We start from the raw sequence: 22,692 nt of genomic DNA, 5'->3' as shown, positions 1-22,692 counted from the left end.
GAGGGATGAAAAAATGAAAAAGGTCGTATCGTTAGCATTGCTAGCTACAACACTAGCCTTTTCGCAGGCTGGAATCATGGGCGGTTCTGAGGGGTTCCACCAAATCAATGCGAAAACTCTTGGCCAGTGGAAGTTTAACATCGGTACTGGGGGAAACATCGCTTTTGGTTCCTGGGCATTGTCCCGTGGCGGAATCTTTGAAGTGAAGACAGGTAAGAACACCTATAAGCGTTATTCATTCAATGACGTTGACTACTCGCAGGCTGGAAACTTCTTTGTGAGTGTCGGTCTTCTTGACTTTTTAGATATCGGTCTTTCTCTCCCGGTTTACTATGAACATGCCAATTCCAAGGGACCTACCGGTGCTATGGGACCTAGCGGGTATGCGAACATGTGGACCACTAGTCGCGGCGATTTAGACATCTTTACAAAGATTGGTCTCCCGTTTGCTTCGGCAGGTGTTTTCAGTTCTGCCATTATGCTTGACCTCTATGCTCCGACGGGTGAAAAATCTGCCGGTGTACGTCCTCGCCATGTTTGGTACTTGAATTCTCGTGGATATACGCATCCGTTTACTGCCAATGATTGGGTCATGGGTGCAGGTCTTGCTTTGACGTTTGATTTTACCAAGATTGGGGCTCCGATTACTTGGAACCTTGCTGCTAGCTATGTTTATCCTCTTGATCATAGCGAAGTCAATACCCTTGTTTATAGTTCCGGTGTGAACTGGAATGCGCTTTCTTGGTTGACCCCGTTTGTTGAATTTTCTGCCGAAATGCGTTTGCAGAGTAAAGGTCAATACAAATTTGACCCGATGGTTGACCCGATGCTCCTGACTCCGGGTTTGCGCTTCCATCTCCCGTACAATGTTGAATTTGCTATTGGCCTCGAAGTCGCAATACGTGCCTTTGTTGAGGGCTTTGATCATTTTGCTGATATTTATGCTGGCGATGACCATATGATTTACTATTTAGGTGAACATAATGTGAAGGCCAGATATGCTTATGCAAGCACTCCGTTTATTTCTGGAGCCGCTCTCTTGAGTATCGCTATTGATGCAAAGGGTTCGCCTAAGGATTCTGATGGTGATGGTGTTTCTGATGACAACGACAAGTGCGCCCGTACTCCGGCGGGAACGAAGGTTGATGCCGAAGGATGCCCGGTCGAAGATCTAGAAAAGCTTGCAGCCCGCGAAAGAGCAATTGCCGATTCCCTTGCTCGAGTCGATTCCGATAATGATGGCATTCCTGATGTAGTCGACAAGTGCCCGAATACTGTTGCGGGTATTTCTGTGGATTCTATTGGCTGCATGCTTGATTTTGACAAGGACGGTGTCGCCGATAATTACGACAAGTGCCCGAATACGCCGGCCGGTGTACCTGTTAACTTAAATGGTTGCCCGATGGACTTTGACAATGATGGCGTTCCTGACTACCTCGACAAATGTCCGAATACTGCTGCCAATATGGAAGTCGACTCCACGGGTTGTGTATTCGATACGGATCGCGACGGTATTCCGGATTACAAGGACAAGTGCCCGGGTACTCCGTCTGGCCATGCTGTTGACTCTCTTGGTTGCTTGCCTGATTTTGACAAGGATGGCGTTGCCGATTTCTTTGACAAGTGCCCCAATACACTCCCGGGTGTTCGTGTTGACGAAAAGGGATGCCCGCTCAATAAAAAAGAAGACCTTGACCAGCTCAAGAAGGGTATCCAGTTCAAGACGGGGTCCAAGAAACTTACCAAGAGTAGCTATAGCACGCTCAATGATATCGTTGCTCTTATGAACAGAATTCCCGAAGCGAATCTTGAAGTTCAGGGACACACCGATAACAGGGGCTCCAATGCAAAGAACTTGAAGCTCTCTCAAACACGTGCGAAGGTGGTGGTGGACTACCTTGTCAAGAAGGGTATTGACCGCGACCGTTTGCGCGCTGTCGGTTATGGCTCCGAAAAACCGATTGCCGACAATGACGATGCCGATGGGCGTGCTCAAAATCGTCGCGTGGAACTTCTTCCATTTGCAAAATAGGTTACGAGTTCTTGGGGGATAGGATAATTTTGTAACAATAAAAACCATTTGACTTAACAAAACTAAAATAAATGCTAAATTTGTCGCGACATTTTGGTTGCTTTGTCAAATGAAGGAAAAATAATGCCTGAGAACGAAGATAAAAAGGTTGTAGGTCAATCGTCGCAGAATGCCGACACGATTACGCTGCTTGAAGCGATTCAAATCCTTTGGGGTAAGAAATTTACTCTGTTCTTTTTCGTCCTGTTCGGTGCCGTCATTGGTGTTTGCATTGCCTATTGGCTTCGTCCGCAATATACTAGCGACGTCTTGCTCCAGATCGATGTTAAGGGTAGCAAGGCTGGTAAAGCCATGGGTGAGATGGGTGCACTTCTCGATGCTGCAAGCCCTGCAGATGCTGAAATTGAACTCATCAAGAGCCGTATGGTGTTGAGCTATGTGGTTGATGCAGAGCGCATGTGCTTTAAAGCAACTCCAGTTGGTGTTGTCGACCGCTTTACGCATAAAGAAGGTCGAATGGACTTGGATTCCCTCTATATTCCGGAAATTGCTCGCGGTGAAAAATGGAAGGCTCAAGTTATCGGCACGGATTCTTACGAAGTCCTTGATCCGGAAGAACGAGTCATTCTGAAGGGTCGAGTTGGCGATATGTACAGGGCTCCGTATGCAGGCGATACGTTGAACATTCACGTTTCGAAAATGCTTGCTAAACCGGGACAGATGTTCGTTCTTTCTCAGTCTGACGATCTTACGACGATTGAATCTCTCAAGAAAAAACTCAGCGTCAAGGAAAAGGGCAAGCAGACCGGTATAATCGAAGCTAGCTATAGCCATCGCTATCCGGATAAGGCTGCTTCCATTTTGAATTCTATTGCAAAGACCTACTTGCGCCAGAATGTCGAAATGAAGAGTGCCGAAGCTGCCAAGACTCTTGAATTCTTGGAAAAGCAGTTGCCGGGTGTTAAGGCAAAGCTTGATAGCGCCGAAAAGGTCTTGGCCGACTACCGCTTCCGTATTGGTTCTGTGGACGTGACGGGTGAAACTCAGGCTCACTTGCAAAAAGAAGCAGACTTGCAGAAGCAGTTGTTGCAATTGGAACAGCAGCGTCAAGCCGCAACTCGTCTTTTCAAGGAAGAACACCCCAATGTTCAGACGATTGTTAAACAGCAAAATAAACTTAAGGCCGAACTTTCGAAGTTGAAGAAGAACGCCGAAAGAATGCCGTTGACACAGCAGGAAGTTCTTCGCTTGAAGGAAGACGTTGCCGTCAATAACGAAGTCTATACCAACATGCTGAATAACATCCAACAGCTGCGTGTGGTCCGCGCTGGTGAAGTGGGCAACGTGCGTATTGTGGACTTCGCTCGCATGAGCATGCGCCCGAGCAAGCCCAAGAAGGTGAATATCATCATTTGCTCGGTCGCTGCTTCGTTCATGATTGGCGTTCTCTTGGTGTTCTTGATGCGCATGATTCAGAATGGTGTTCGCAGTTCCTCTGAAATTGAACGCGAAACCAATACGAGCGTTTTGGCTAAGATTCCGCAACATCACGATTCTGGAGTATCTCGCAAGTCTCATAGGAAGTTCGTTGTCCAGGAATGTCCGAACGATACTGTTAGCGAATCTATCCGCTCTGTCTTGACTGCAATTGACTTCTCCTATACCGAAAATAGTGATCATCAGATTATCATGATTACCGGTATTGTTCCGGGTGTCGGTAAGAGCTTTGTTTCGACAAACCTTGCAGCTGCTTATGGACTTGTCGGAAAGAAGGTGCTCTACATCGATGCTGACATGCGTAAGGCAACCTGTCGTTTCACGAACGTTGGTCTAACGGATGTGCTCTTGGGTAAGAAGACTTTTGAAGAAGCCGTATTCAAAACTTGCGGTGTTGATGGTCTTGAACTCTTGGAATCCGGTAAGTACAAGTCCGTGGCATTCGAAATTTTGCGTGGTGGACGTTTCAAGAATCTTGTTGAAGAACTTCGTCCGCATTACGACAAGATTATCATCGATACGCCTCCGTTCAGCCTTGTTGCCGATACGTATATGATTTGCCCGTTGGCCGACCTCACTCTTATCGTGTTGCATTATGGCCGCCATTCCATGGAAGCAATCCAAGAGGCTTTGCAGAACTTGAACCGCTATAGCGATAAGCCGAAGGCCTTCATTATGAACCACTGCGAACACAGATCTGGTTACGGCTATGGCTATTATGGTCAATATGGCTATTATGGCAAATCCAAGAAGGACAAGTCGTAAAAAAGAACGTAATTATTCCGATTTTTGTAGGGATAACGACGATTTAATGAATTTGATGCTCGACTTCGGTCGGGCATCTTTTGTATTGATGGACAATTATTCCATATCTTTTGATTATTTTGTATCCGCTTTTCGCAAAAATAATTGATTTTTAGAGAGTATTAAACCACATCGTTACGGGGTTGAGATTGTGAAGTGTAAATGGATATGGATGGTGGCAGCAAGTCTCGCTTGCGGAACCGCTAATGCGCAAACCAAAGTGGTTGTAGATCCTGGCAAAAGGTACCAGCAATTCGAGGGCTGGGGAACAAGCCTATGCTGGTGGGCTGAACGTGTTGGCGCATGGAACGAATCGAATTATTCAAAACTTTTGGATGTTATCGCGGACCCAGTTTCTGGCCTCGGTTATAATATCTTCCGTTACAATATTGGCGGTGGAGACCGGCCCGGACATAACCATTTGACCAAGGGCAATGGGGGCGCTGCTGTTCCCGGTTACAAGCCGACTGAAAATGGCGATTATGACTGGACTGCCGACCCGTACCAGCGCAATGTGCTTTTCGGGCTTGCTCAAAGAGTCAAGGATCCTATTTTTGAAGCCTTCTCGAATTCCCCACCATGGTGGATGACGAACAGCGGTTGCGTTGCGGGTGGCGTTAATGGTGCGGACAACCTCAAGTCCGATTACTTTGACGACTTTGCTGATTATCTTTCGGAGGTGGCCAAGCACTTTAAGCAGGAATGGGGAATTACTTTCCGCACAATCGAGCCGTTCAATGAACCGAGTGCAGGCTGGTGGAATGCAAATGGCGAACAGGAAGGTTGTGGCTTTAAGAACAAACAGTCCGAAATGATTGTGGAACTGGGTAGGGCTCTTAAGAAAAAGGGGCTGTTTCCGGAGACTTCGGTCAGTGCTGCTGATGAATCGAACATTGGTGATGCATTGAACCGTTTTAACAGCTACAGCGACGAAGCCCGCTCGTACATGTTCCAAATCAATACGCATAGCTATTCGGGCTATGATTCTCGCGGAAGTCTTTACAATGCGGCCTTCGCCGCCGATAAACGCGTGTGGCAATCCGAATCTGGACCGCTCCATCGCAGTGGTAATCTCGATATTACGCTTTGGATGGCGGACGTCATTTTGCATGACCTTCGCGATATGCATGCCAGCGCTTGGGTCGATTGGCAGCTTTCGGACCCTGGCGAAAACTGGCGCACTATCGCAGTTGATCATAAAACTCAGACGTTCTCGTTCGCCCCGCGCTTTTACATGCATGCGGCATTCAGCCGTGTTATTCGGCCGGGTTCCCGCTTTATCGATAGCGACAATAGCAATACGCTCGCCGCCATCCGTGACGACGGCTCGCTCGTTCTTGTCGCCTTGAATACAAACTCTAGAGATGCCAAATACACATTCGATTTGAGCAAATTTGATTCTATCGGCAATAAAGTCAAGGTCAACCGCTTTACGCTCCCAGCTGCACTCAAGGCCGATTCCGATATTGACGTTTCAGACAAGTCTTTTACAGTCACTGTCGCGGCACAATCCATTGTAACGATGGTTATTGAAAATGCGACAGGCGGTGTCTGTGTCCCGAGCGAAATTATCCCTTACACCAAAGTTCAGGACGGCGGTTGGTACGAAAAGACCGAACTTAAAGTGAATCCGGGGGATTCGCTTGTGATTGGCCCGCATCCGTGGGACGGTGGTCGTTGGACTTGGAAGGGCCCGAATGACTTTTATTACTTGGGACGCGAAGTTCGCTTCAAGGATTTGCAATGGCAAAGCAGCGGCATTTACACGGGAACGTATATCAATCCTTATGGCTGCGAAAGCTCCGTCGACATTAAGGTTATCGTTGATGATCCGGAACATCCTTATGTTGAACCGGAAAAGCCCGATTCTGGCAGTGTAAAGATTGCACCGAAAGTTGCACAAAGGATTGTAGGGAAGGTCTTTGTTAAGAAAATCGGGGGCGATTTGCTAGTGGCTGCCGCAGGGAATGTTTCGGGAATAGCCTTGCAATCCGGAAATGCTCCGCTACAGCTCACGATTCACGATTTGCAAGGAACGCTTCTGATGCGCAGACAAATCAACGGAATGGCCACGATTCCGGTTGAGCAGTTCTCGCTAAAGCCTTACGTTGTGAAAATCAACAGCGCTGGTAAAAATCTTTATCAGAAAATTTTTAGATAGGCTTTTGAATTTAAACTAAGCGGCGCAATGTAATTTGCTTGCAATTTTACGGCATTTTGCATTTTCTCGTGAAGATATGCCTTCGCCATTGAGTGTGCCGCTTTTTTGAATCACGCCACTAATCTTGAATCCGCTCCAGCAAAGGACTTCTTTGAGCGCGCGCACTGTTCCTAACGATTGCTTGAATATCAAATTGAATGGCCAACGTGTGGAGCATGTCGTTACGAGAATTGCCTTTTTGCCGTTTAACAGAGGGCGAGGCACGCCTTGTTCGCTATGATCCATTAAACCATAGACCCACCTATCGAATAACGTTTTGAGTTGACCCGTCATGTTGCCCCAATAACAGGGCGACCCCACAATCAGTCCATCACATTGCTGCACCAATCGCAAAATGACTTTGGCGTCATCTTCGGGCATTACGCAATCGTGGGCGTTTCGGCATTTCATACAACCTACGCAAGGGCGGAATTGTAATTTGCAAACATCGACATAGTTCACGATATCTCCGCTTGCCAACAGCTCGTTGCGCATAACATTCAACATTTGGCTGATATTGCTGTTGGGACGTGGGCTTGCGTTTAAAATGACGAATTTTTTCATGTGGCCTCCAAAATACTTTTCATTAATTGAAACACTTGAAGGGTGAAAAACTGTCACCTGTTTTTTTGAAAAATGTATATTAAAAGAAATGATTATAGAAAAACGCAAAGTTAAAAATGGGGTAGAGCTGCGCCCGGAAACCAAGATGCGAATGGCAACGCTTCTCGGCGTGTCCGCTGCACTTGTCATGTCATCATGTGCATCAACGCAGCCTAAGGTAGAAGAAAAATCTCCTGAAATCAGTGTGAAAAAAATTGCGGAGCCAATGGATTCGACTACAATTGCCGTTCCGACAACCGACGCAGATTCAACTTCAATCCAAGATTCCGTCGACTGGAATCCAGGCCCTTTAGGCGGTATCGTTCGTCTTCCTACAATTACTAATGGAGATGCTTTAGATGAAGTTTTGGAAAATTTAGAAGAATTGGAATAACAAAAACCCCGAACGATTTGATCGTTCGGGAAATTTTTTTTGATCCTTCGACTTCGCTCAGGATGACACAAAAACTTACTTAAAAAGATTCTTCATCTTTTCGAGGAAGGATTCTTCTTGAGCTGTTTCCTTGTCATGACGGAGATCCGCAAGCTTCTGATAAAGATCTTTCTCTTCACGAGAGAGGTCTTTCGGAATGTCGACGCCAATTTGCACGTAGAGACTTCCACGGTCGCCCTGTTTCTTGAGAGGCCACAAGCCCTGATCGCGCAGACGGAGAACGCTGCCAGCCTGAGTGCCGGCCGCAATCTTGATCTTCACTTCGCCACCGTCCAGCGTCGGAATTCGTTGCGTACCGCCAAGGACCAGCTTGTGGACCGGCACCTTGATTTCGCAGTGTAAATCGTCGCCTTCGCGGGTGTAGAAGTCGTCGGGCTTTTCGGCAATGACCGCCAGCAAGTCGCCGCAGGCACCGCCGCGAGGCCCGCAGTTGCCTTCGCCACGCAGGTTCAGGTACTGGCCCTCGGCAACGCCCGCCGGAATCTTGATGGAAATCTCTTCCGTTTCCTGCACACGGCCTTCGCCATGGCAGTTGCTACACGGTTTCGCGATAACTTCACCCGTACCGTTACAGGTGGGGCAGGCGCTCTCGGTAATCATCTGGAAAAATCCGCCTGTAGAGCGGCGCACACGACCCGTTCCATGACAGGTGCTGCATTCCTTGATGTCCTGGCCACCCTTACCGTTACATTCCGTACAAGGCGTGTAGCGTTTCAGGCGAACCTTCTTGGTGCAGCCTTCGAAGATTTCCTTGTAGCTGAGCGCCACCTTGATCTGCAAGTCGTTCCCGCGGGGAGGCCCGGCCTTGCGTGAGCTCCTGCGGCCACCGCCGCCAAAACCACCGAATCCGCCACCGAAAATATCGCCGAAGTTCGCAAAGATATCCTCGACCGAGAATCCCTGGCCGCCGAATCCGCCGCCACCAAAGCCGCCACCAGGGGCGTTGAAGCCGAACTGGTCATACTGCTTACGCTTCTCGGGGTTGCTGAGCACGTCGTAGGCCTCGGCAGCCTCCTTGAACTTCTCTTCGGCTTCCTTGTCGCCCGGGTTCTTGTCCGGGTGGTACTTGATGGCAAGTTTCTTGTAGGCGTGCTTGATCTCGTCAGCACTCGCGTCCTTGCCGACGCCTAGAACTTCGTAATAATCTCTTTTTTCAGCCATTTTTGCGCTCGCTCATTTTACGCAAAAAGGATTGCTCCCTAAAAGAGAGCCAATCCTTTCTGTATGAGGCCGATAACCGGCGACACACCGATTACCTGCCGTACGCTTAATTAGTCAACCACTTCCGCGTCGACGACTTCCGGACCGTCGCCCTTCTTGTCGTTCTTCGGCTGTTCAGAAGCACCCGGCTGCGGACCCGGCTGGGCCTGGTTTGCACCGGCGGCCTGAGCCATGGAGCTGATCATGCCCTGGAGCTTGTCCATAGCGGCCTTGATCTCTTCCTTGGTGCCGTTGTCCTTCTTGGCCTTGATGTCGTCGATGGCAGCCTGCAGCTGGCTCTTGGTGTCGGCCGGCAACTTGTCGCCAAATTCCTTGAGCTGGCCTTCGGCCTGGTAAGCCATCTGTTCGGCCTGGTTCTTGATGTCCACCAGTTCGCGCTGTTCCTTGTCCTTGGCAGCGTTGGCTTCGGCATCCTTCACCATCTTGTTGATTTCGTCTTCAGACAAGCCGCTGGAAGAAGTAATCTTGATGGACTGTTCCTTGCCTGTTTCCTTGTCCTTGGCAGACACGTGCACAATGCCGTTAGCGTCGATATCGAAGGTCACTTCGATCTGCGGCACGCCACGCGGCTTCTTCGGGAGGTCGGTCAGGTCGAACTTGCCAAGCGTACGGTTGTCGCGGGCAAATTCGCGTTCGCCCTGGAGCACGTGAATCGTCACGGCAGGCTGGTTGTCTTCGGCGGTAGAGAACACCTGGCTCTTCTTGGTCGGAATCGTGGTGTTACGGTCGATGAGCTTGGTCATCACGCCACCGAGAGTTTCGATACCCAGAGAAAGCGGGGTCACGTCGAGGAGCAACACGTCCTTCACGGAGGAGTCGCCGCTAAGCACGGCACCCTGGACGGCGGCACCGATAGCCACCACTTCGTCCGGGTTCACAGTCTTGTTCGGTTCCTTGCCGAAGAACTTCTTCACGGCTTCCTGCACGGCCGGAATACGGGTAGAACCACCGACCAGGATCACTTCGTCGATTTCGCTCAAAGAAAGACCGGAGTCCTTGATAGCCTTGCGGCAGGGTTCCATGGAGCGTTCCACCAGGTGGGCGGTCAGCTGGTCAAACTTTGCACGGCTGAGCGTAAGGTCCAAGTGTTTCGGACCCGAGGCGTCGGCAGTGATGAAGGGGAGGTTGATGTTCGTAGAAGTCGTGGCAGAAAGGTCGATCTTCGCCTTTTCCGCGGCGTCTTTCAAACGCTGCAGGGCCATCTTGTCCTTCTTCAGGTCGATGCCCGGATTGTCCTTCTTGAACTCGTCGTTGATCCAGTCGATGATGACTTCGTCGAAGTTGTCACCGCCGAGCATCGTATCGCCGTTGGTGGCCTTCACGCTGAACATGCCGTCGTCGATTTCGAGGATAGAGATATCGAACGTACCGCCACCGAGGTCATACACGGCGACCTTTTCGCTCTTCTTGGAGTCAAGACCATAGGCGAGGGCTGCTGCCGTCGGTTCGTTCACGATACGCAGCACTTCGAGGCCAGCAATCTTGCCGGCATCCTTCGTAGCCTGACGCTGGGAGTCGTTAAAGTAGGCGGGAACCGTAATCACGGCCTGCGTCACCGGCTGGCCGAGGTAGTCTTCGGCAATCTTCTTCATGGTCTGGAGAACCATGGCCGAAATCTCGGGAGGAGCAAACTGCTTGTCGTCCACCTGCACGCGCACCGGGTCGGAACCCGTACCGACGAGCTTGTACGGCATGTTCTTTTCGGCAGCGGAGCATTCGCCAGCCGTACGACCCATGAAACGCTTGATAGAATAAATCGTCTTTTCCGGGTTCGTGATTGCCTGGCGCTTTGCAACGTGACCCACGAGACGTTCACCGTTCTTGCCGAAAGCGACAATAGACGGCGTGGTGCGGAAACCTTCTGCATTGGCGATGACGACCGGCTTGCCACCTTCCATCACGGCAACGCAGCTGTTTGTCGTACCCAAGTCAATACCAATAATCTTACCCATGATTTTATCTCCTATTTTAAATTCTTGATCCCCAGTGTTTTTGTTTGAGTGGGGAGTTTTTTTCGCCGATACATTAGCAAAAGCCGTGCCAATCCCGAAAAGCGCCCTTTTCGTTTCGTTCTGAAACGTTTTTTAGGCGGAAATCAGGCGAAAATAGGGTTGTTTCAAAAAAGAACGCCCCACGACGTCATCCTGATGACCCTGTCATCCTGGAGCCGAAGGTGATAGGAACCATTGTTTCTCGTATCTACATTTGGGAGGAAGGATCCAGTGATGTCTTAAATAGGGGAGGGGGAGGAATCCCCCTGATTGCAGCTGCATCGTCATGGCGGCCTTGAGCCGCCATCTCCTCGCATCTTCCGTCACCCCTCTGCGTGGCTCGGAACTTTAGTTCCGTTTACTTTCCTATCCTAAAGGCTCAGCCACTGATGCAACTAACACATTCGTAGAAATTTTTAATTTCGTCACGAATGTAGTTGGGTGCTCGCCTAAGGGGCTTTACCCCCTAACACCCCCGACATCTCCTTTTGGGAATCAGAAAATGTATATTTAAGATGTTGTACATGACTGTTTGAACAATCAGACAGGGTGCTTATGTAAACAATTTCACCTATGGATGACGGAGACTCTTTGAAATTTGTGATGAAGTACGACGGGGACGGAAGAAGAATTTCAAAGGCTATGCTTGGCAAGTTGACTGGTGCAGCAGAATGGTCCGTTGAACGCGCTACGCATTATACAGGTGTAGGAACTGAAATTCGTACAAGTAATAGTGGAAACGCAGATGAAACGAAAGTAATGAGTTTTATGAAAATATCCTTTTACCTTTTGATGTTGCTGCCATTAAACTTATATGCGGAATGCAATCTGTTTATTCATCATAAAGTTTATGGATCGTTTGGACGAGCTTGTTTTGAACCTCCATTAACTTATGCCGATTCTATTATTCGTGGAGAAGATCGTGTCCAACAACGTGGTTATACAGCAAAGTGGTATAAATATGAAATCCCTGATTCTTTATGTCAAACCACTTTTAATGATAATTTGGGAAAAATGGTTGACGAAACATTTTGTCTACGCTTTGTAGGTTTGTTGGAGTTTGACAACCAGTATGTGTTTATTCACCGTTTCTCAGACTTTTACGATCATACCCAAAAAAAACTTTTTCCGATTAAGCAGGTTCCTGAATTGAAAAACTATTTGATGGAAATTGAATATTTTCGGGAAAATTATAGGGAGATGAAATAATAATTCTCCGATTTTCCTGAAGCGTTTGCCTTGTGTCAAGAAGAACCTTGGATTTTGCGTGAAGTACGCACAATGCCGATTGAGAATTATCGCCTGTTTTATCATGTCGATCATGACAAGCGAGAAGTCGATATATTACGCATTTTCTATTACAGACAAGAAGCGAAGTAGTCGTTAATACTAACTATATTCAAGCACCGGAGAATACAAGAATATCGATCCACTGGTCTAGACAATGCTTCATGTGATTGATGCGAAATATATTGGCGATTACAAGATATCCGTCGAATTCAATGACGGATGTCGTTTTGTCGCTGATTTCGAAAGCGTCATCAAGTCGGATCATCGCCCCATCGTGCAGCAACTTGCAGATATCAAAACCTTTAAGGATTTTACCCTGCAAACGCACACAATCACATGGTTGAACGGAGTTGACTTCGCCCCAGAATTCATCAAGAGCCTTCAGTAGTCATCACTTAAAATAGGGACTAAAATTTCTTTCGCACATCCGCAGCGGAAAGCCAGCCACCCTGTTCGGCAGATCGTTCTCCCTCGGCAAGAGCCTTTTGGAGTTTCAATGCCGCTACCATCCGTTCGTATTCTTTAATGTCAATGACAACATAGCAACCCCGACCGTTTTTGGTCAGGAACACGGGAGATTCTTCGGATACGTTCTGAAGAACTTCGTTGTAATTACGCAAATCGGAAACTGGCAAAATACAGGGCGTAAGAAAAACCTCCATTCTAAAAATACAATATTTTAAGTAAAATTACAAGTAATATATTAAGAATATTGTTTTTATGAATAGATAAAAAAATCCTCCGCGGGGGGAGGATTCTTGTTTAAAAGGGGAGGGGGTTACTTTCCGAAACTGACTCTAAACGTTTTTCCGTTTGCGTTTCGGATGATGTAGGCTCCGTTGCGGTAACCGGCGTCCCTCAGTCCGGCCTTGATGTCTGTCAGCGATGCTCCGGCATTTAAGCGGACTTTGCCGAGTTCGTTTCCCATCAAGTCAAAGACTTTGTAAACACCTGCGTTTTTTGTGAAAGCGTTTGCTGCATCCGAAGCAAATTTCGGCAAGATGCCCGTGGTGCCATTGCGCTTGTCCATAATATCGCCTTCAACTTTACCGAAGGCAATCCAGTCGAGGTTTACGTAGTCGCTCGTCATCACCACCTTGAACACGTGCTCGCCCTTGGTGAGTTCCTTGGTGGTTTTGCCTTTGAAGGTCTCGTAGGAGTCAAATTCACCAGTGCCCGCGAGCGCGAGCGTGTCGGTAATCGGCTCGTTGTCCATAAATAACTGCACACTTGTATTGTCCATGCCGCTAGCGTAACTGAGCTCGAAGGGGAGGGTTCCGCTTGTTTCCACATTGACGGTGTATTCCAACCATTCGCCTTTCTGGGTGTAGCCCACGGCAAAGCCGTCGCCGTTTTTTACGATGTCCACGCGATCTTCGCGGTATTCTTCGCCCTGATTCTTGGTGTCCATGTCGTAATAAGCCTTGCCGGCACCGCCCACGTCGTAGTTTTCGAAGTCAATGAAGTTGGCGGGGCCTTCGACGCTTGCGCCTATAACCGGAACGTCGCATTTAGCTTCGGGGTCGGTAAGTTTAGCCTTGCAGAAGGGGCTCTGCGGAATGGCCGTTTTGCTGTCCTCGAATTCCCAGTAGTCTGCTTCGAAATCGCCCGCGAACACGAAGAACACGTCGTGCTTGCCGACAGCGCCTGTAAGCGGAACTGTCACAAGACCGTCTGCGGAGAATTCCGCCTTGCCGATGATTTCGCCGTCCACCTTGTCCAAGCGGACGGTGATGCTCGACGCTTTCTTGACGTTCAGAACGGATGCTGAGAAACTTTCTGCGCCTGCATCGCCGAATTCTACACCGCTAATCTTGGTGTAGTCGCCGTTGCCGATGTTGGTGAGGATGACGTTGCCCACGTCCTTGGCGTTACGGCTCTTGACACCCTCGCTCCACGACATTGTTTCAGCTTCAACACGCTTGTACGGGTCAAAATCTTCCACTTGCGCCACGCCATTTTCGGGCCAGAAGTCGATTTTCTGGATGGTGCCGTCGGCATTATAGTGCATTTCGGCCACGGAGACCGAGCGGCGTTCCGCATGCTTGTAGGCCTGTCCGATTTTTGTTTGGTATTCCGCCCACAGCAGGTAATTCAGGCCGAAAACGTAAGATTTTCCCTTGTAGTCGATGATGCCCGGGTGGTTGCCGCGGCTTTTCGGGGAATGCGGCATGATATCGCCCTTGTAATTCCACGGACCAGTGGGGGAGTCGCTCATGGCGTACCCGATGCCCTCGGAGCAGCAAGTGGAAGCGAACGCCATATAATAATACTTGCCATGTTTGTAGAACCAAGGACCTTCCTGGTAGTCCTTGATTTTTGGGTAGGTCACGATGGAACCTTCCGTGTGGATCATGTCCTTTTTCAGCTTGATCATGTAGAGTTCCGGGTTGCCCCAGTACATGTAAGCTTGACCGTCGTCGTCAATCCATACGGTAGGGTCGATATCGTTCCAGTGTTGGCGTTGCCATACGAGCTGGCCGTTGAGCGGATCCTTGAAGGGGCCGTAAGGGCTATCCGATACGAGCACCGAAATTCCGTGACCGTGAATGGGGCAGTACATGAACCACTTGCCATCGCGCTCGATGACCTGTTCCGCCCATGCGCCGTTGTTGGAATTGTACCACTTGAAATCGCCGAGGGAGGCGACCGAGCCGTGATCCGTCCAGTTGACCATGTCGGTGGAGGTGTACAAAAGCCAGTCGTACATCATGAACCCGTCGGCGTTGTCGTCATCGTGGGTCGTGTAAAGGTACACAGTGTCGCCGTGCACATAGGGGGCGGGGTCTGCCGTGTATTTCGTAGTGATTATAGGATGCTGCGCAAATGCAGCACAAGCCAATACCGCTGAAACGGCTAAGATTTTACCAAACATCTTGATCTCCATTCCTTGTTAATTCCTACACCCAATAACAAAGATATATCTGAAAATGTTTGCGGATAAGCGCTCACGCAAATCTCTATTGTCATTTTATCAAAAGGGAAGGATTGTAAAAAACATTTACCCAATAAAAATTGAGACAAAAGCCTTAAAAAAGCGTGTATATAAGTAGGGTGCAAACTATGTTTAGACATTCTTTTCCAAAATAAATACACCTACTTGACGTATACACATGAAAAAGGTATATTAGACTATGATAAAAAGCTTTGCAGATAAAGACTCAGAGCTCATCTATAACCAGGAATTTTCAAGGCGATTGCCAAACACGATTCAAAAGGTTGCTTTAAGAAAATTAATGATGATAGATAATGCCAAATGTCTTGATGATTTACGTATTCCGCCAAACAATCGTTTGGAACAGTTACATGGAGATAGAATTGGGCAATACTCTATTCGCATAAATGACCAATGGCGTATATGTTTTAGAATGTATGATGGTCACTTTTACAATGTTGAAATTGTAGACTACCACTAGGAGTTAGTTATGAACAAGCATATTGAAACACCGACTATCGGAGAAATATTGAACGAAGAATTTTTGATTCCTATGAGGTTGTCCGCTTACAAGGTCGCTCAGGCTATAAATGTTCCCATTTCTAGGATTCAAGATATTCTTCATGACCGTAGAAGGATTACTGTCGATACGTCTTTAAGATTAGCCAAGTTCTTTGGAGTATCTGATGATTATTTCATCTCGCTACAAGACGATATTGATATTCGCAATCTAAAAATTGAATTGGCAGAGGAACTTGAGAAAATCAAAACTTTTGTTCCTGCATAATAGAAAAGCCCGCTCACGGGGGAGTGGCGGGCATAAAGACGGGGGATATGGGGGTTATTTCCCGGAGGAGACGATGACTTTTGCTGTCTTCAAGATTTTGTTCTTGAGCTTGTAACCCTTCTGGAAAACGGTGACAACATGACCTTCCGGGATAGTTTCGGAGGGTTGCTGCATCAGAGCTTCGTGGAGGTTCGGGTCGAATTCCTTGCCGGTCGGGTCAATCTGTTCAAGTCCTGCGTCCGTGAGAACCTTGGCGAACTGGTTGTAAATCATCTGCATGCCTTTTTCGAAGGCTTCGAGATCCTTGGCTTTGTTTTCGCTGGCGAAAGCACGTTCGAAATTGTCCTGGACTTCAGAGAGCTTTTCGAGGAGCTTGCCATTGGCTGTTTCGATGAGTTCGAGCTGTTCCTTGGCGTTACGGCGGCGGAAGTTGTCGAATTCGGCCATTAAACGCAAGTTGCGGTCGTTGGCATCGGCGAGCTGCTGTTTCAAGATTTCTTCGGCGGAAGGTGCTGCGGGCTGTTCAGCTGTTTTTTCTTCGGCCTTGGGGGCTTCGGCATTTTGACCTTCGACGTCAGCGGGTTTTTCGGCAGAATCCTGAGAAGCATCGGCCTTGTTGGCTTCGGCTTCGAGATTCATTGCATCCTGGGCGGCTTTCAACACATCCTGTTCAAATTGAGCACGTTCAGCATCATTCGGTTCGACATTCTGTTCCGGATTCTTTTCTTCAGCCATGATATATCAATATTCCTTTAAAAATTGTCCGTACGGACATCTGTTTTACAATTTCGACACAAAGATAGCAAATAGCGTGCCAATAAAAAGCATTAAAAAGTGTTTTAATGTGAAACAAGCAAAACTCCCCTTTTCATATTTGTATTTCCGATAATGCGGATTATGTAAACTAAAGAATTGCGTTAATTATCGATTTCATTTTTATTCAACCATTACAAATCGTCTTCTAAAGGAGGCGTTTCTTTTTCACGCTCCATACGTTCGCAAGGAAACTTTACCCACCAGGCACAACTGTAAGAAGGCTTTGATGTTATTAAATCGCATTCATATAGAAGATTTCGACCAAGTTGACTTAAGTCATAACCGCTAAAATTGTCTTTGAACGTGAATGTTATAGTATTGTCAACGCAATCGACGTTTTTCTTTGTTGAATCGCTTTTGTGTTGGAAGCACAATTCATTTATTTTTTCTTTGCCGTAATCGGTGTATTTTTTTCTAGCAATTGCAATTCCATTTTCAATATTCAAGATAAATTGATATTTCAGATCACTGCTTGTCATGTCTAAATGGATTTGCGTACTGTCGTATTGAACTTCACCCCATAAATAAGTAGATGGCGCACAATGACAACAAATACATTCTTCAACGGTGAAGTTTGTAGTCATGTCAGTTTTAACTGAATCAATGACATAGTTTTTTATACGGTCAAAAATAACTGTAGAATCTTTTTCGCTTTTTACAGACATCTCCGCAGAGCTTGATCTATTTTCTTGTGCTGTCGAAACGTGTTCTTCAAGCAGGCTTTGGGATTGCGGTACAGTCGATTTGCAGGCAGCGAGGAACGCAATGGCAATTATGGGTAAAATTTTGAGGAGTTTCATATGTTCTTCAATTAAATTCTTCATAAAATCTGAAAACTTCTAAATTTAAATCAGGTAAATAATCATCTTCATTTTTGCTTTGTCTGTTTTGAATATAGCTACACTGTTTTTGAGTGGAAAATGCTTTTTTTGGACAATGAGCATATAATTGATTTGCAATATCTTTCAAATCTTCATCGCTGATCTGTTCACCTATTGTGTATGTTATAACATTGCCTGTACATTTAACATTTTTCTTTGTTGAATCGTTTTTGTAATTGGAGCATATTTTTGTGAATTTGTCGTTTCCAAAGTATATGAATTCTTCGCTTATGGCGGTTTTTTCATTGGTAATTGTAAGTAAAATTAAGTGCATCCCATGATGATGTTCGTAAGCGATTCTTTTGCTTAGTTGAAATTTTTTTTCTTGAAATTCGATAGAGCAAGATGAAATTTCGGGGTCGAAACAACTACTATCACCAATAGCTTTTTGATAATCAGCAAAGCAAATGTCTATCAAATTTTTTGCAACCAAATCCGTTGATTTGCACGCCGCAAGGAACGCAATGGCGATTATGGGTAAAATTTTAAGGAATCTCATTTTTAGTTTTCATCAGATCGCTGTCCGCAATAACTGTGGTTGAATGTTAGCAGCCACTGAACACATTGACAATATAATTCATCCTCGAGATTCTTTAAATCGATATCGTTAAAGTTATCTTTTAAGGTGTAAATGATGGTTTTATTGACGCATTTGACATCTTTTACTTTTTTATCATTTTGATGCAGTTGGCAAAACTCCGCCAAATCAGCATCGTTGTGGTGGCTTGTAAATTTTTCTTGGACCGTTGCAATTCCGTTAGCAATATTTACTGTTGTTTTTACGTTTTTTTCTTCAGATAACACATTTAGCTGGATTTTATCATCTTTAAGAAGAACCTTACAGGATGAAACGTCATGATCGAATCCACATCCTGATATATTTTTATCTGTTAATAACACTGGGAATATGGCTTGTTCTAAAGAATCTTTTGCGGCCTTAAGTTTCAAATTTTCTGGTCTATTTCTGCAATTGTGTGATTCATATTCTTTATCAAAAGCTTGAAAAGCTGAATCTAAATTTAGATTGTCATTGTCAGGCTCGGTTTCTGCATACGAGAACGACCAGCACGCCGCGAGGAGTGCAATAACGATTATAGGTAAAATTTTAAGGAGTTTCATAAATTTGTTAAAGACAATGTACAAAAATTGTCTTTTATATGGTATTCATAGTTTATTTCTGTTGTAAATTATTGCAATATTAGTTTTGATGATAGAACTTATTTCTTGTCAAGTTTTATATTTTATTGAAGATTACACTTTAGAAGGAGTATTATGCTCAAAAAAGCTTTTTTAATTTCTGCTACGGCTGCTCTTGTTTTTTCGGCTTGTGGCTCTGATAATTCCGCCTCGCCTTCGGGTTCGGGTCCGCAAGTGCTTAGTTGTTCTGCCAATGCAATTTCGGATGATACGTTTATTATGGAAGTTGTGACTGAAAACGTTACAATGACTACAACAACGACAATTGCTGGTAATTTAGCGAATATCGAATACGACCTCTCTTATGCTCCTGAAGTGCCTGCGGCATACGTGCAACAAGATTGTGACGATAACAAGAAAGAAGCGGAAGAAAAAAATGCCCAGATTATTTGCAGTGACCATTCTATAATCATTAAAGAAGTTCAACCGGCTGATATCAGTTTTGAAGATGCTTTGAAGAGCGCAGAAAATTCTTGCAGGCAGATGATTCATTAAGAGGTCCTATGCGTAAAGATTTTGGCAAAAAAGCTATCATTACTCCCCTACCCGTACTTATCATCGCGACTTACAACGAAGATGGCACGCCGAATGCCATGAATGCGGCTTGGGGCGGCCAGCGCGAAGAAGACGAAATTTCAATTTGTTTGGGTACAGACCACAAAACGACTGAAAATATCAAGGCCCGTAAAGCCTTTACGGTTAGTTTTGGTACGCGCGAAACGGCTACGATTTCGGACTTTTTCGGTGTGGTGAGCGGCAAGAAAATGCCTAACAAGGTCGAAAAGGCGGGCGTCCATGTGATTAAGAGTTCGCATGTCGATGCTCCGATGTTTGAGGAATTTCCGCTGACGCTTGAATGTGAGCTTAAGGAATGTAGCCCGGATTTTGACGGAAGCACTTATATCGTGGGTAGAGTTGTGAACACCAGCGCTGATGAGAGAGTGCTTGGCGAAGATGGCAAGGTGGATCTTGGGAAGGTCGAACCGATTTCTTATGACTCCGCGGCGCATGCCTATCGCATTGTTGGCGAAAAGGTTGGCAAGGCGTTCAGCGATGGTCTAAAAATCGCAAAGGGTTGATTAATAGAAAAAGGAGATTTTATGGTTAAAAAGTTATTGTCAACATCTGCTGTTGCTGCATTGGTGTTTGCGGCTTGCTCGACAGAAGATCCTGTTGCCCCGGCTCCGGAGTATCCCACGAATTCGTCTTCTTCGATTCAGGGGTATCAAGGAGGGCTGTATAGTAGTTCTGATTTTTATTCTAGCAGCTCTACAGTCCATGTGAACGATCCGAATTTTATGGACGAGAATGTTGTATTTTCAAATAATGAATGTTATGTGACATCGAATGCTGCAGATCAATCGATTGTACTTAACATGACCTATGCGGGTGAAGGCTATACTAGAACTTCGATGACTCTACTTCCTGGTAATAAGGTCGAAATGGAATCGACTGTTTTTTACGATGGTAGTATTTCGGATGCTAAAGTAAAACAGTATTGCGAAGAAGCGAAGGAAGAAGCTCTTGCTGAAGGTGCGACTGTGGTTTGTGCGAAGCGCTCTGTAACGGCCAAGCAAACGAAACCGACTAATGGGGAAACGTTTGAAGAAGTCGTTAAGGAATCTCAGGAAATGTGTGATCTCTGGAAGATGATGTTCCCTGAAAGTTCCAGTTCTGCGCAAATCCTTATCTCGGGAAGTTCAAGTTCCTCGCTGTACATTCCTCCGAAAACAGAAAACGGCAAGGCTACGTGTGAGGTCGTAGAAGATAATGAATCGACCTTCCAGATGGTTATTGTCGATCCGGATTCTGTAACGATGACAATGACAGCAACGAATACTAATGGACTTTTCTCTTTAAATGCTGTTGCTGTATTTGCGCCAAATGTTCCGCAGAGTGTAATTGACAAAGAATGTGCCGAAGCCAAGGCCGAAGCCGCAGAAGAAGAAGATGGCGAAGCCGTAGTAACTTGCAATGGAAATGTAATTACGGAAACAGAATCTATGTTTGTTGGGCAAAATATCTTGAACCTGATTGCGCCAACGTTGATTGCCGTATGCGACAAGATTCAAGAAACAGGCGCTATTCCTGAAGATGATGAAGTATTTTAACGGTTGATAAATGCTAAAAAAGCCGCGCAGTCCAGAAGGATTGCGCGGCTTTTTTTACTAGAAATAATTGTTCCTATCGCCTTCGGCTCCAGGATGGCAACAGGGAAATCGTTTTATCCCAGGTCCTTGATGACCATGATGCCGCTGCGTTCAATCTTGGGATACTGGCGCATGCCTTCCCCACCCTTGCCCTTGTCGAGAATGTCGAGCAAAGTGCCGTTGGTCGAGTAGAGGTGTAATTCCCACGGACCATTCGGGGCGTTGAAGTAGCCGGAATTCTTTTGCACGTTGCGCTGGAACGTTCTGTTGAGGCGATCGGCAACGCTGCGGGCATGAACAAGCGACACGTCGGCGAGATTCCAAGAAATAGGCACGCCACCCATGTCGAAGATAAGCACTGCATCCACGTCGGTTTCTTCCTTCATCGTGAATTTCCAGCTGAAGTTCTGCCAGCTAGTGCTCAAGTCAAGAATTCGGCCGTTAGCATACGGTGTGTATGTTTCGCAGTCTTTCTTGATGTTCACGTTGAGCGTACGGGGCTTGTCGGCCTTGGCGCGCATGCTAAAGATGTACGTGACGCCCTTGTGGAGCGCGAAATGCTGCTTGAACTGGAGGTTCCAGGAATCCTTGCCGCCTTTCTTGATGTCGAAATGGACAACTCCATCCTTGACGGTGACTTCGCCCTTTCCTCCCCAGAAGTCGGTGGTCCAACCGCTGAGAGGTTCTTCGGCGCTAAAGTCGCCATTTTCAATGATGTTCGTGCCGGTTCCCTGAGAGCCGGTCGTAAAGTCCTTGTTCTGGATGAAATTCGGAATGACACTGGTGTTCTGGATGCCAAGAGAGCTATCAACTGCAATTTCCTTGCCCCAGCCTACAAGCGTATTGTAGGAGCCGTGCACGGTCATGTCCATTTCCGGACTGTCGAAGTTACCCGGTCCCCAGCTCCATGCCAGCCAACCGATATTCAATCGTTCACATTCCGACATGATGTACTTGTACGGAATTTCTCGCACGCCACCGGCTGCAACCGGTGCAAATTCGCCGACAATGAGCGGAATTTTGCGCTTGATGGATTCTTCGAGCGTTCCCTTGATGCGGTCCTTGACCGTTTCGTAACCCGAAGCAACCGGATTATGGCGTTCGGTCGGCCACCACATGTGAATCGAGAAAATCAAGTTGTGTTCTGGGTCTGCCTGCAAAAGCTTAGGACCGACGTTCAAAAGGTTTTTCTCGTTCTGGCCCCATTCGTCGGCATCGATCATGATAGGTACGCGCACACCTGATGCACGGAGCTTGGTCACGATGATGTTGTAGGCATTGAAAAATTCATCGGCGCTTTGCGGCTTGTCGCCCGGTTCGTTACCGATGTTCAAAATCAAGTATTCCTGATGATTGTAAATCATCTGGAGCGTTTCTTCGCGGAGCCAAAATTCAAGAGCATCGCTCAAACGGTCCCAATTACCGGTCGTGTCATGGATTTCTGGAATAGGAATCATGCCGTTTGCAATGCAAAGCGAAATTATGTTATCAAGGTCGCTGATACGGCCACGGGTATTCCAAACAATTCTCACACAGTTTGCGCCGGTCTTGGCAATCTCGGGGATTGTCTTGCCTTCGCGATCAGTCCAAATAAACATGTGGTTTACACCACGGAGGACAACCTTTTCGTTGTCCTTGCTATACAGAAAAGAATCTTGAACGAAAAAGCCCGGTTTAACAGAAGAGCCGTTCATATCTTTTATTTTCTCCATAAATTCATCAATCCAATATAAATATACAACTAAATGTTTTTTTAGAGCCAAATTTTTTTCGCATATATAAAAAATTCAGCGCTTGATTCTGTAAGGTATAAGCAATTTTTATGCCATTACAG

Annotated in this window: 20 protein-coding genes and 3 pseudogenes; 12 read left to right on the top strand and 11 right to left on the bottom strand. The window is 46.6% G+C overall.

Translation table 11 applies throughout. The features are described from left to right. Positions 1-13: 13 nt before the first annotated feature. From BUQ91_RS05640 to BUQ91_RS05630, 3 genes are all read left to right on the top strand, one after another. Positions 14-2,032: an OmpA family protein gene (locus tag BUQ91_RS05640; protein ID WP_074208466.1), complete on the top strand. Its 2,019-nt coding sequence runs from the start codon at positions 14-16 to the stop codon at positions 2,030-2,032. 123 nt (positions 2,033-2,155) lie between these two features. Further along, positions 2,156-4,294, top strand: a complete 2,139-nt coding sequence (locus BUQ91_RS05635) for a polysaccharide biosynthesis tyrosine autokinase (protein ID WP_074208465.1) — start codon at positions 2,156-2,158, stop codon at positions 4,292-4,294. Positions 4,295-4,484: 190 nt separating this feature from the next. Next, a complete protein-coding gene (locus tag BUQ91_RS05630) occupies positions 4,485-6,494 on the top strand; it encodes a glycoside hydrolase (protein ID WP_074208464.1) in 2,010 nt (669 codons plus the stop codon). A gap of 15 nt (positions 6,495-6,509) precedes the next feature. On the opposite strand, the gene BUQ91_RS05625 is transcribed toward BUQ91_RS05630, so the two are convergent. Continuing rightward, entirely contained in the window at positions 6,510-7,097 is a 588-nt protein-coding gene (locus tag BUQ91_RS05625) for a flavodoxin family protein (RefSeq protein ID WP_072828537.1), read from the bottom strand. 88 nt (positions 7,098-7,185) lie between these two features. Between BUQ91_RS05625 and BUQ91_RS05620 the strand changes: the two genes are divergently transcribed. After that, entirely contained in the window at positions 7,186-7,530 is a 345-nt protein-coding gene (locus BUQ91_RS05620; RefSeq protein ID WP_074208463.1) for a hypothetical protein, read from the top strand. Between the two features lie 75 nt (positions 7,531-7,605). Here BUQ91_RS05620 and dnaJ read toward each other — a convergent pair whose 3' ends face one another. Next, positions 7,606-8,751: a molecular chaperone DnaJ gene (gene dnaJ / locus BUQ91_RS05615; protein ID WP_074208462.1), complete on the bottom strand. Its 1,146-nt coding sequence runs from the start codon at positions 8,749-8,751 to the stop codon at positions 7,606-7,608. Positions 8,752-8,861: 110 nt separating this feature from the next. Continuing rightward, the gene (dnaK, locus tag BUQ91_RS05610) at positions 8,862-10,763 is read right to left on the bottom strand and encodes a molecular chaperone DnaK (RefSeq protein ID WP_072828543.1); all 1,902 of its coding nucleotides are present in this window, start codon (positions 10,761-10,763) and stop codon (positions 8,862-8,864) included. A gap of 642 nt (positions 10,764-11,405) precedes the next feature. Between dnaK and BUQ91_RS05605 the strand changes: the two genes are divergently transcribed. The 3 genes and pseudogenes from BUQ91_RS05605 to BUQ91_RS05595 all read left to right on the top strand — a co-directional run bounded on the left by BUQ91_RS05605 (position 11,406) and on the right by BUQ91_RS05595 (position 12,480). After that, positions 11,406-12,011, top strand: a complete 606-nt coding sequence (locus tag BUQ91_RS05605; protein ID WP_175566603.1) for a hypothetical protein — start codon at positions 11,406-11,408, stop codon at positions 12,009-12,011. Positions 12,012-12,032: 21 nt separating this feature from the next. Next, positions 12,033-12,182, top strand: a pseudogene (locus tag BUQ91_RS16035) (type II toxin-antitoxin system RelE/ParE family toxin); the annotation flags it as partial. Positions 12,183-12,246: 64 nt separating this feature from the next. After that, positions 12,247-12,480, top strand: coding sequence for a DUF2442 domain-containing protein (locus tag BUQ91_RS05595; RefSeq protein ID WP_074208460.1), 234 nt, complete (start codon positions 12,247-12,249; stop codon positions 12,478-12,480). A 19-nt stretch (positions 12,481-12,499) separates the two neighbouring features. Here BUQ91_RS05595 and BUQ91_RS05590 read toward each other — a convergent pair whose 3' ends face one another. The 3 genes and pseudogenes from BUQ91_RS05590 to BUQ91_RS16025 form a co-directional block, all read right to left on the bottom strand. Further along, positions 12,500-12,754 carry a type II toxin-antitoxin system prevent-host-death family antitoxin gene (locus tag BUQ91_RS05590; RefSeq protein WP_074208459.1) on the bottom strand — a complete coding sequence of 85 codons (255 nt, stop codon included), beginning with the start codon at positions 12,752-12,754 and terminating at the stop codon, positions 12,500-12,502. Positions 12,755-12,870: 116 nt separating this feature from the next. Further along, positions 12,871-13,473: pseudogene (locus tag BUQ91_RS16030) on the bottom strand (carbohydrate-binding protein); the annotation flags it as partial. Positions 13,474-13,668: 195 nt separating this feature from the next. After that, a pseudogene (locus BUQ91_RS16025) lies at positions 13,669-14,967 on the bottom strand (family 43 glycosylhydrolase); the annotation flags it as partial. Positions 14,968-15,226: 259 nt separating this feature from the next. Between BUQ91_RS16025 and BUQ91_RS05580 the strand changes: the two are divergent. Beyond that, positions 15,227-15,508: a type II toxin-antitoxin system RelE/ParE family toxin gene (locus BUQ91_RS05580; protein ID WP_072828569.1), complete on the top strand. Its 282-nt coding sequence runs from the start codon at positions 15,227-15,229 to the stop codon at positions 15,506-15,508. A 9-nt stretch (positions 15,509-15,517) separates the two neighbouring features. Next, a complete protein-coding gene (locus BUQ91_RS05575) occupies positions 15,518-15,814 on the top strand; it encodes a HigA family addiction module antitoxin (protein WP_072828571.1) in 297 nt (98 codons plus the stop codon). 54 nt (positions 15,815-15,868) lie between these two features. On the opposite strand, the gene grpE is transcribed toward BUQ91_RS05575, so the two are convergent. From grpE to BUQ91_RS05555, 4 genes are all read right to left on the bottom strand, one after another. Next, positions 15,869-16,549 (bottom strand): nucleotide exchange factor GrpE, encoded by a 681-nt coding sequence (gene grpE / locus BUQ91_RS05570; protein WP_074208457.1) that lies wholly within the window; start codon positions 16,547-16,549, stop codon positions 15,869-15,871. 212 nt (positions 16,550-16,761) lie between these two features. Continuing rightward, positions 16,762-17,454, bottom strand: a complete 693-nt coding sequence (locus BUQ91_RS05565; RefSeq protein WP_074208456.1) for a hypothetical protein — start codon at positions 17,452-17,454, stop codon at positions 16,762-16,764. Next, positions 17,438-18,010, bottom strand: a complete 573-nt coding sequence (locus BUQ91_RS05560) for a hypothetical protein (RefSeq protein ID WP_074208455.1) — start codon at positions 18,008-18,010, stop codon at positions 17,438-17,440. Before BUQ91_RS05560 ends, BUQ91_RS05565 begins: the two co-directional genes overlap by 17 nt. Before the next feature lie 2 nt (positions 18,011-18,012). Further along, positions 18,013-18,630: an ABC transporter permease gene (locus tag BUQ91_RS05555; protein ID WP_074208454.1), complete on the bottom strand. Its 618-nt coding sequence runs from the start codon at positions 18,628-18,630 to the stop codon at positions 18,013-18,015. Between the two features lie 153 nt (positions 18,631-18,783). Here BUQ91_RS05555 and BUQ91_RS05550 point away from each other — a divergent pair, with 153 nt between their 5' ends. Genes BUQ91_RS05550 through BUQ91_RS05540 form a run of 3 tightly spaced genes read left to right on the top strand, consistent with a single transcriptional unit; the run spans position 18,784 to position 20,819 of the window. Beyond that, positions 18,784-19,203 (top strand): hypothetical protein, encoded by a 420-nt coding sequence (locus BUQ91_RS05550; protein WP_074208453.1) that lies wholly within the window; start codon positions 18,784-18,786, stop codon positions 19,201-19,203. A gap of 8 nt (positions 19,204-19,211) precedes the next feature. Beyond that, positions 19,212-19,787: a flavin reductase family protein gene (locus BUQ91_RS05545; RefSeq protein WP_074208452.1), complete on the top strand. Its 576-nt coding sequence runs from the start codon at positions 19,212-19,214 to the stop codon at positions 19,785-19,787. A gap of 21 nt (positions 19,788-19,808) precedes the next feature. Beyond that, positions 19,809-20,819 (top strand): hypothetical protein, encoded by a 1,011-nt coding sequence (locus BUQ91_RS05540; RefSeq protein ID WP_074208451.1) that lies wholly within the window; start codon positions 19,809-19,811, stop codon positions 20,817-20,819. Positions 20,820-20,932: 113 nt separating this feature from the next. Here BUQ91_RS05540 and BUQ91_RS05535 read toward each other — a convergent pair whose 3' ends face one another. Then, positions 20,933-22,570 carry a cellulase family glycosylhydrolase gene (locus tag BUQ91_RS05535; protein ID WP_072828587.1) on the bottom strand — a complete coding sequence of 546 codons (1,638 nt, stop codon included), beginning with the start codon at positions 22,568-22,570 and terminating at the stop codon, positions 20,933-20,935. Between the last annotated feature and the right edge of the window lie 122 nt (positions 22,571-22,692).

The sequence above is a fragment of the Fibrobacter sp. UWB11 genome, from assembly GCF_900143015.1.
Lineage (GTDB): Bacteria > Fibrobacterota > Fibrobacteria > Fibrobacterales > Fibrobacteraceae > Fibrobacter.
Note: the sequence above shows the minus strand (reverse complement) of the source record. Positions and strands in the feature narration are given on the sequence as shown.

Excerpts from the sequence above, each read along its gene's own strand:
- BUQ91_RS05550 (WP_074208453.1), top strand. The coding sequence starts at position 18,784 with ATGCTCAAAAAAGCTTTTTTAATTTCTGCTACGGCTGCTCTTGTTTTT.
- BUQ91_RS05560 (WP_074208455.1), bottom strand. The coding sequence starts at position 18,010 with ATGAGATTCCTTAAAATTTTACCCATAATCGCCATTGCGTTCCTTGCG.
- BUQ91_RS05590 (WP_074208459.1), bottom strand. The coding sequence starts at position 12,754 with ATGGAGGTTTTTCTTACGCCCTGTATTTTGCCAGTTTCCGATTTGCGT.
- BUQ91_RS05555 (WP_074208454.1), bottom strand. The coding sequence starts at position 18,630 with ATGAAACTCCTTAAAATTTTACCTATAATCGTTATTGCACTCCTCGCG.
- BUQ91_RS05580 (WP_072828569.1), top strand. The coding sequence starts at position 15,227 with ATGATAAAAAGCTTTGCAGATAAAGACTCAGAGCTCATCTATAACCAG.
- BUQ91_RS05565 (WP_074208456.1), bottom strand. The coding sequence starts at position 17,454 with ATGAAGAATTTAATTGAAGAACATATGAAACTCCTCAAAATTTTACCC.
- BUQ91_RS05640 (WP_074208466.1), top strand. The coding sequence starts at position 14 with ATGAAAAAGGTCGTATCGTTAGCATTGCTAGCTACAACACTAGCCTTT.
- BUQ91_RS05540 (WP_074208451.1), top strand. The coding sequence starts at position 19,809 with ATGGTTAAAAAGTTATTGTCAACATCTGCTGTTGCTGCATTGGTGTTT.
- BUQ91_RS05605 (WP_175566603.1), top strand. The coding sequence starts at position 11,406 with ATGAAGTACGACGGGGACGGAAGAAGAATTTCAAAGGCTATGCTTGGC.
- BUQ91_RS05595 (WP_074208460.1), top strand. The coding sequence starts at position 12,247 with ATGCTTCATGTGATTGATGCGAAATATATTGGCGATTACAAGATATCC.
- BUQ91_RS05635 (WP_074208465.1), top strand. The coding sequence starts at position 2,156 with ATGCCTGAGAACGAAGATAAAAAGGTTGTAGGTCAATCGTCGCAGAAT.
- BUQ91_RS05625 (WP_072828537.1), bottom strand. The coding sequence starts at position 7,097 with ATGAAAAAATTCGTCATTTTAAACGCAAGCCCACGTCCCAACAGCAAT.
- grpE (WP_074208457.1), bottom strand. The coding sequence starts at position 16,549 with ATGGCTGAAGAAAAGAATCCGGAACAGAATGTCGAACCGAATGATGCT.
- BUQ91_RS05535 (WP_072828587.1), bottom strand. The coding sequence starts at position 22,570 with ATGGAGAAAATAAAAGATATGAACGGCTCTTCTGTTAAACCGGGCTTT.
- BUQ91_RS05575 (WP_072828571.1), top strand. The coding sequence starts at position 15,518 with ATGAACAAGCATATTGAAACACCGACTATCGGAGAAATATTGAACGAA.
- BUQ91_RS05545 (WP_074208452.1), top strand. The coding sequence starts at position 19,212 with ATGCGTAAAGATTTTGGCAAAAAAGCTATCATTACTCCCCTACCCGTA.
- dnaJ (WP_074208462.1), bottom strand. The coding sequence starts at position 8,751 with ATGGCTGAAAAAAGAGATTATTACGAAGTTCTAGGCGTCGGCAAGGAC.
- dnaK (WP_072828543.1), bottom strand. The coding sequence starts at position 10,763 with ATGGGTAAGATTATTGGTATTGACTTGGGTACGACAAACAGCTGCGTT.
- BUQ91_RS05620 (WP_074208463.1), top strand. The coding sequence starts at position 7,186 with ATGATTATAGAAAAACGCAAAGTTAAAAATGGGGTAGAGCTGCGCCCG.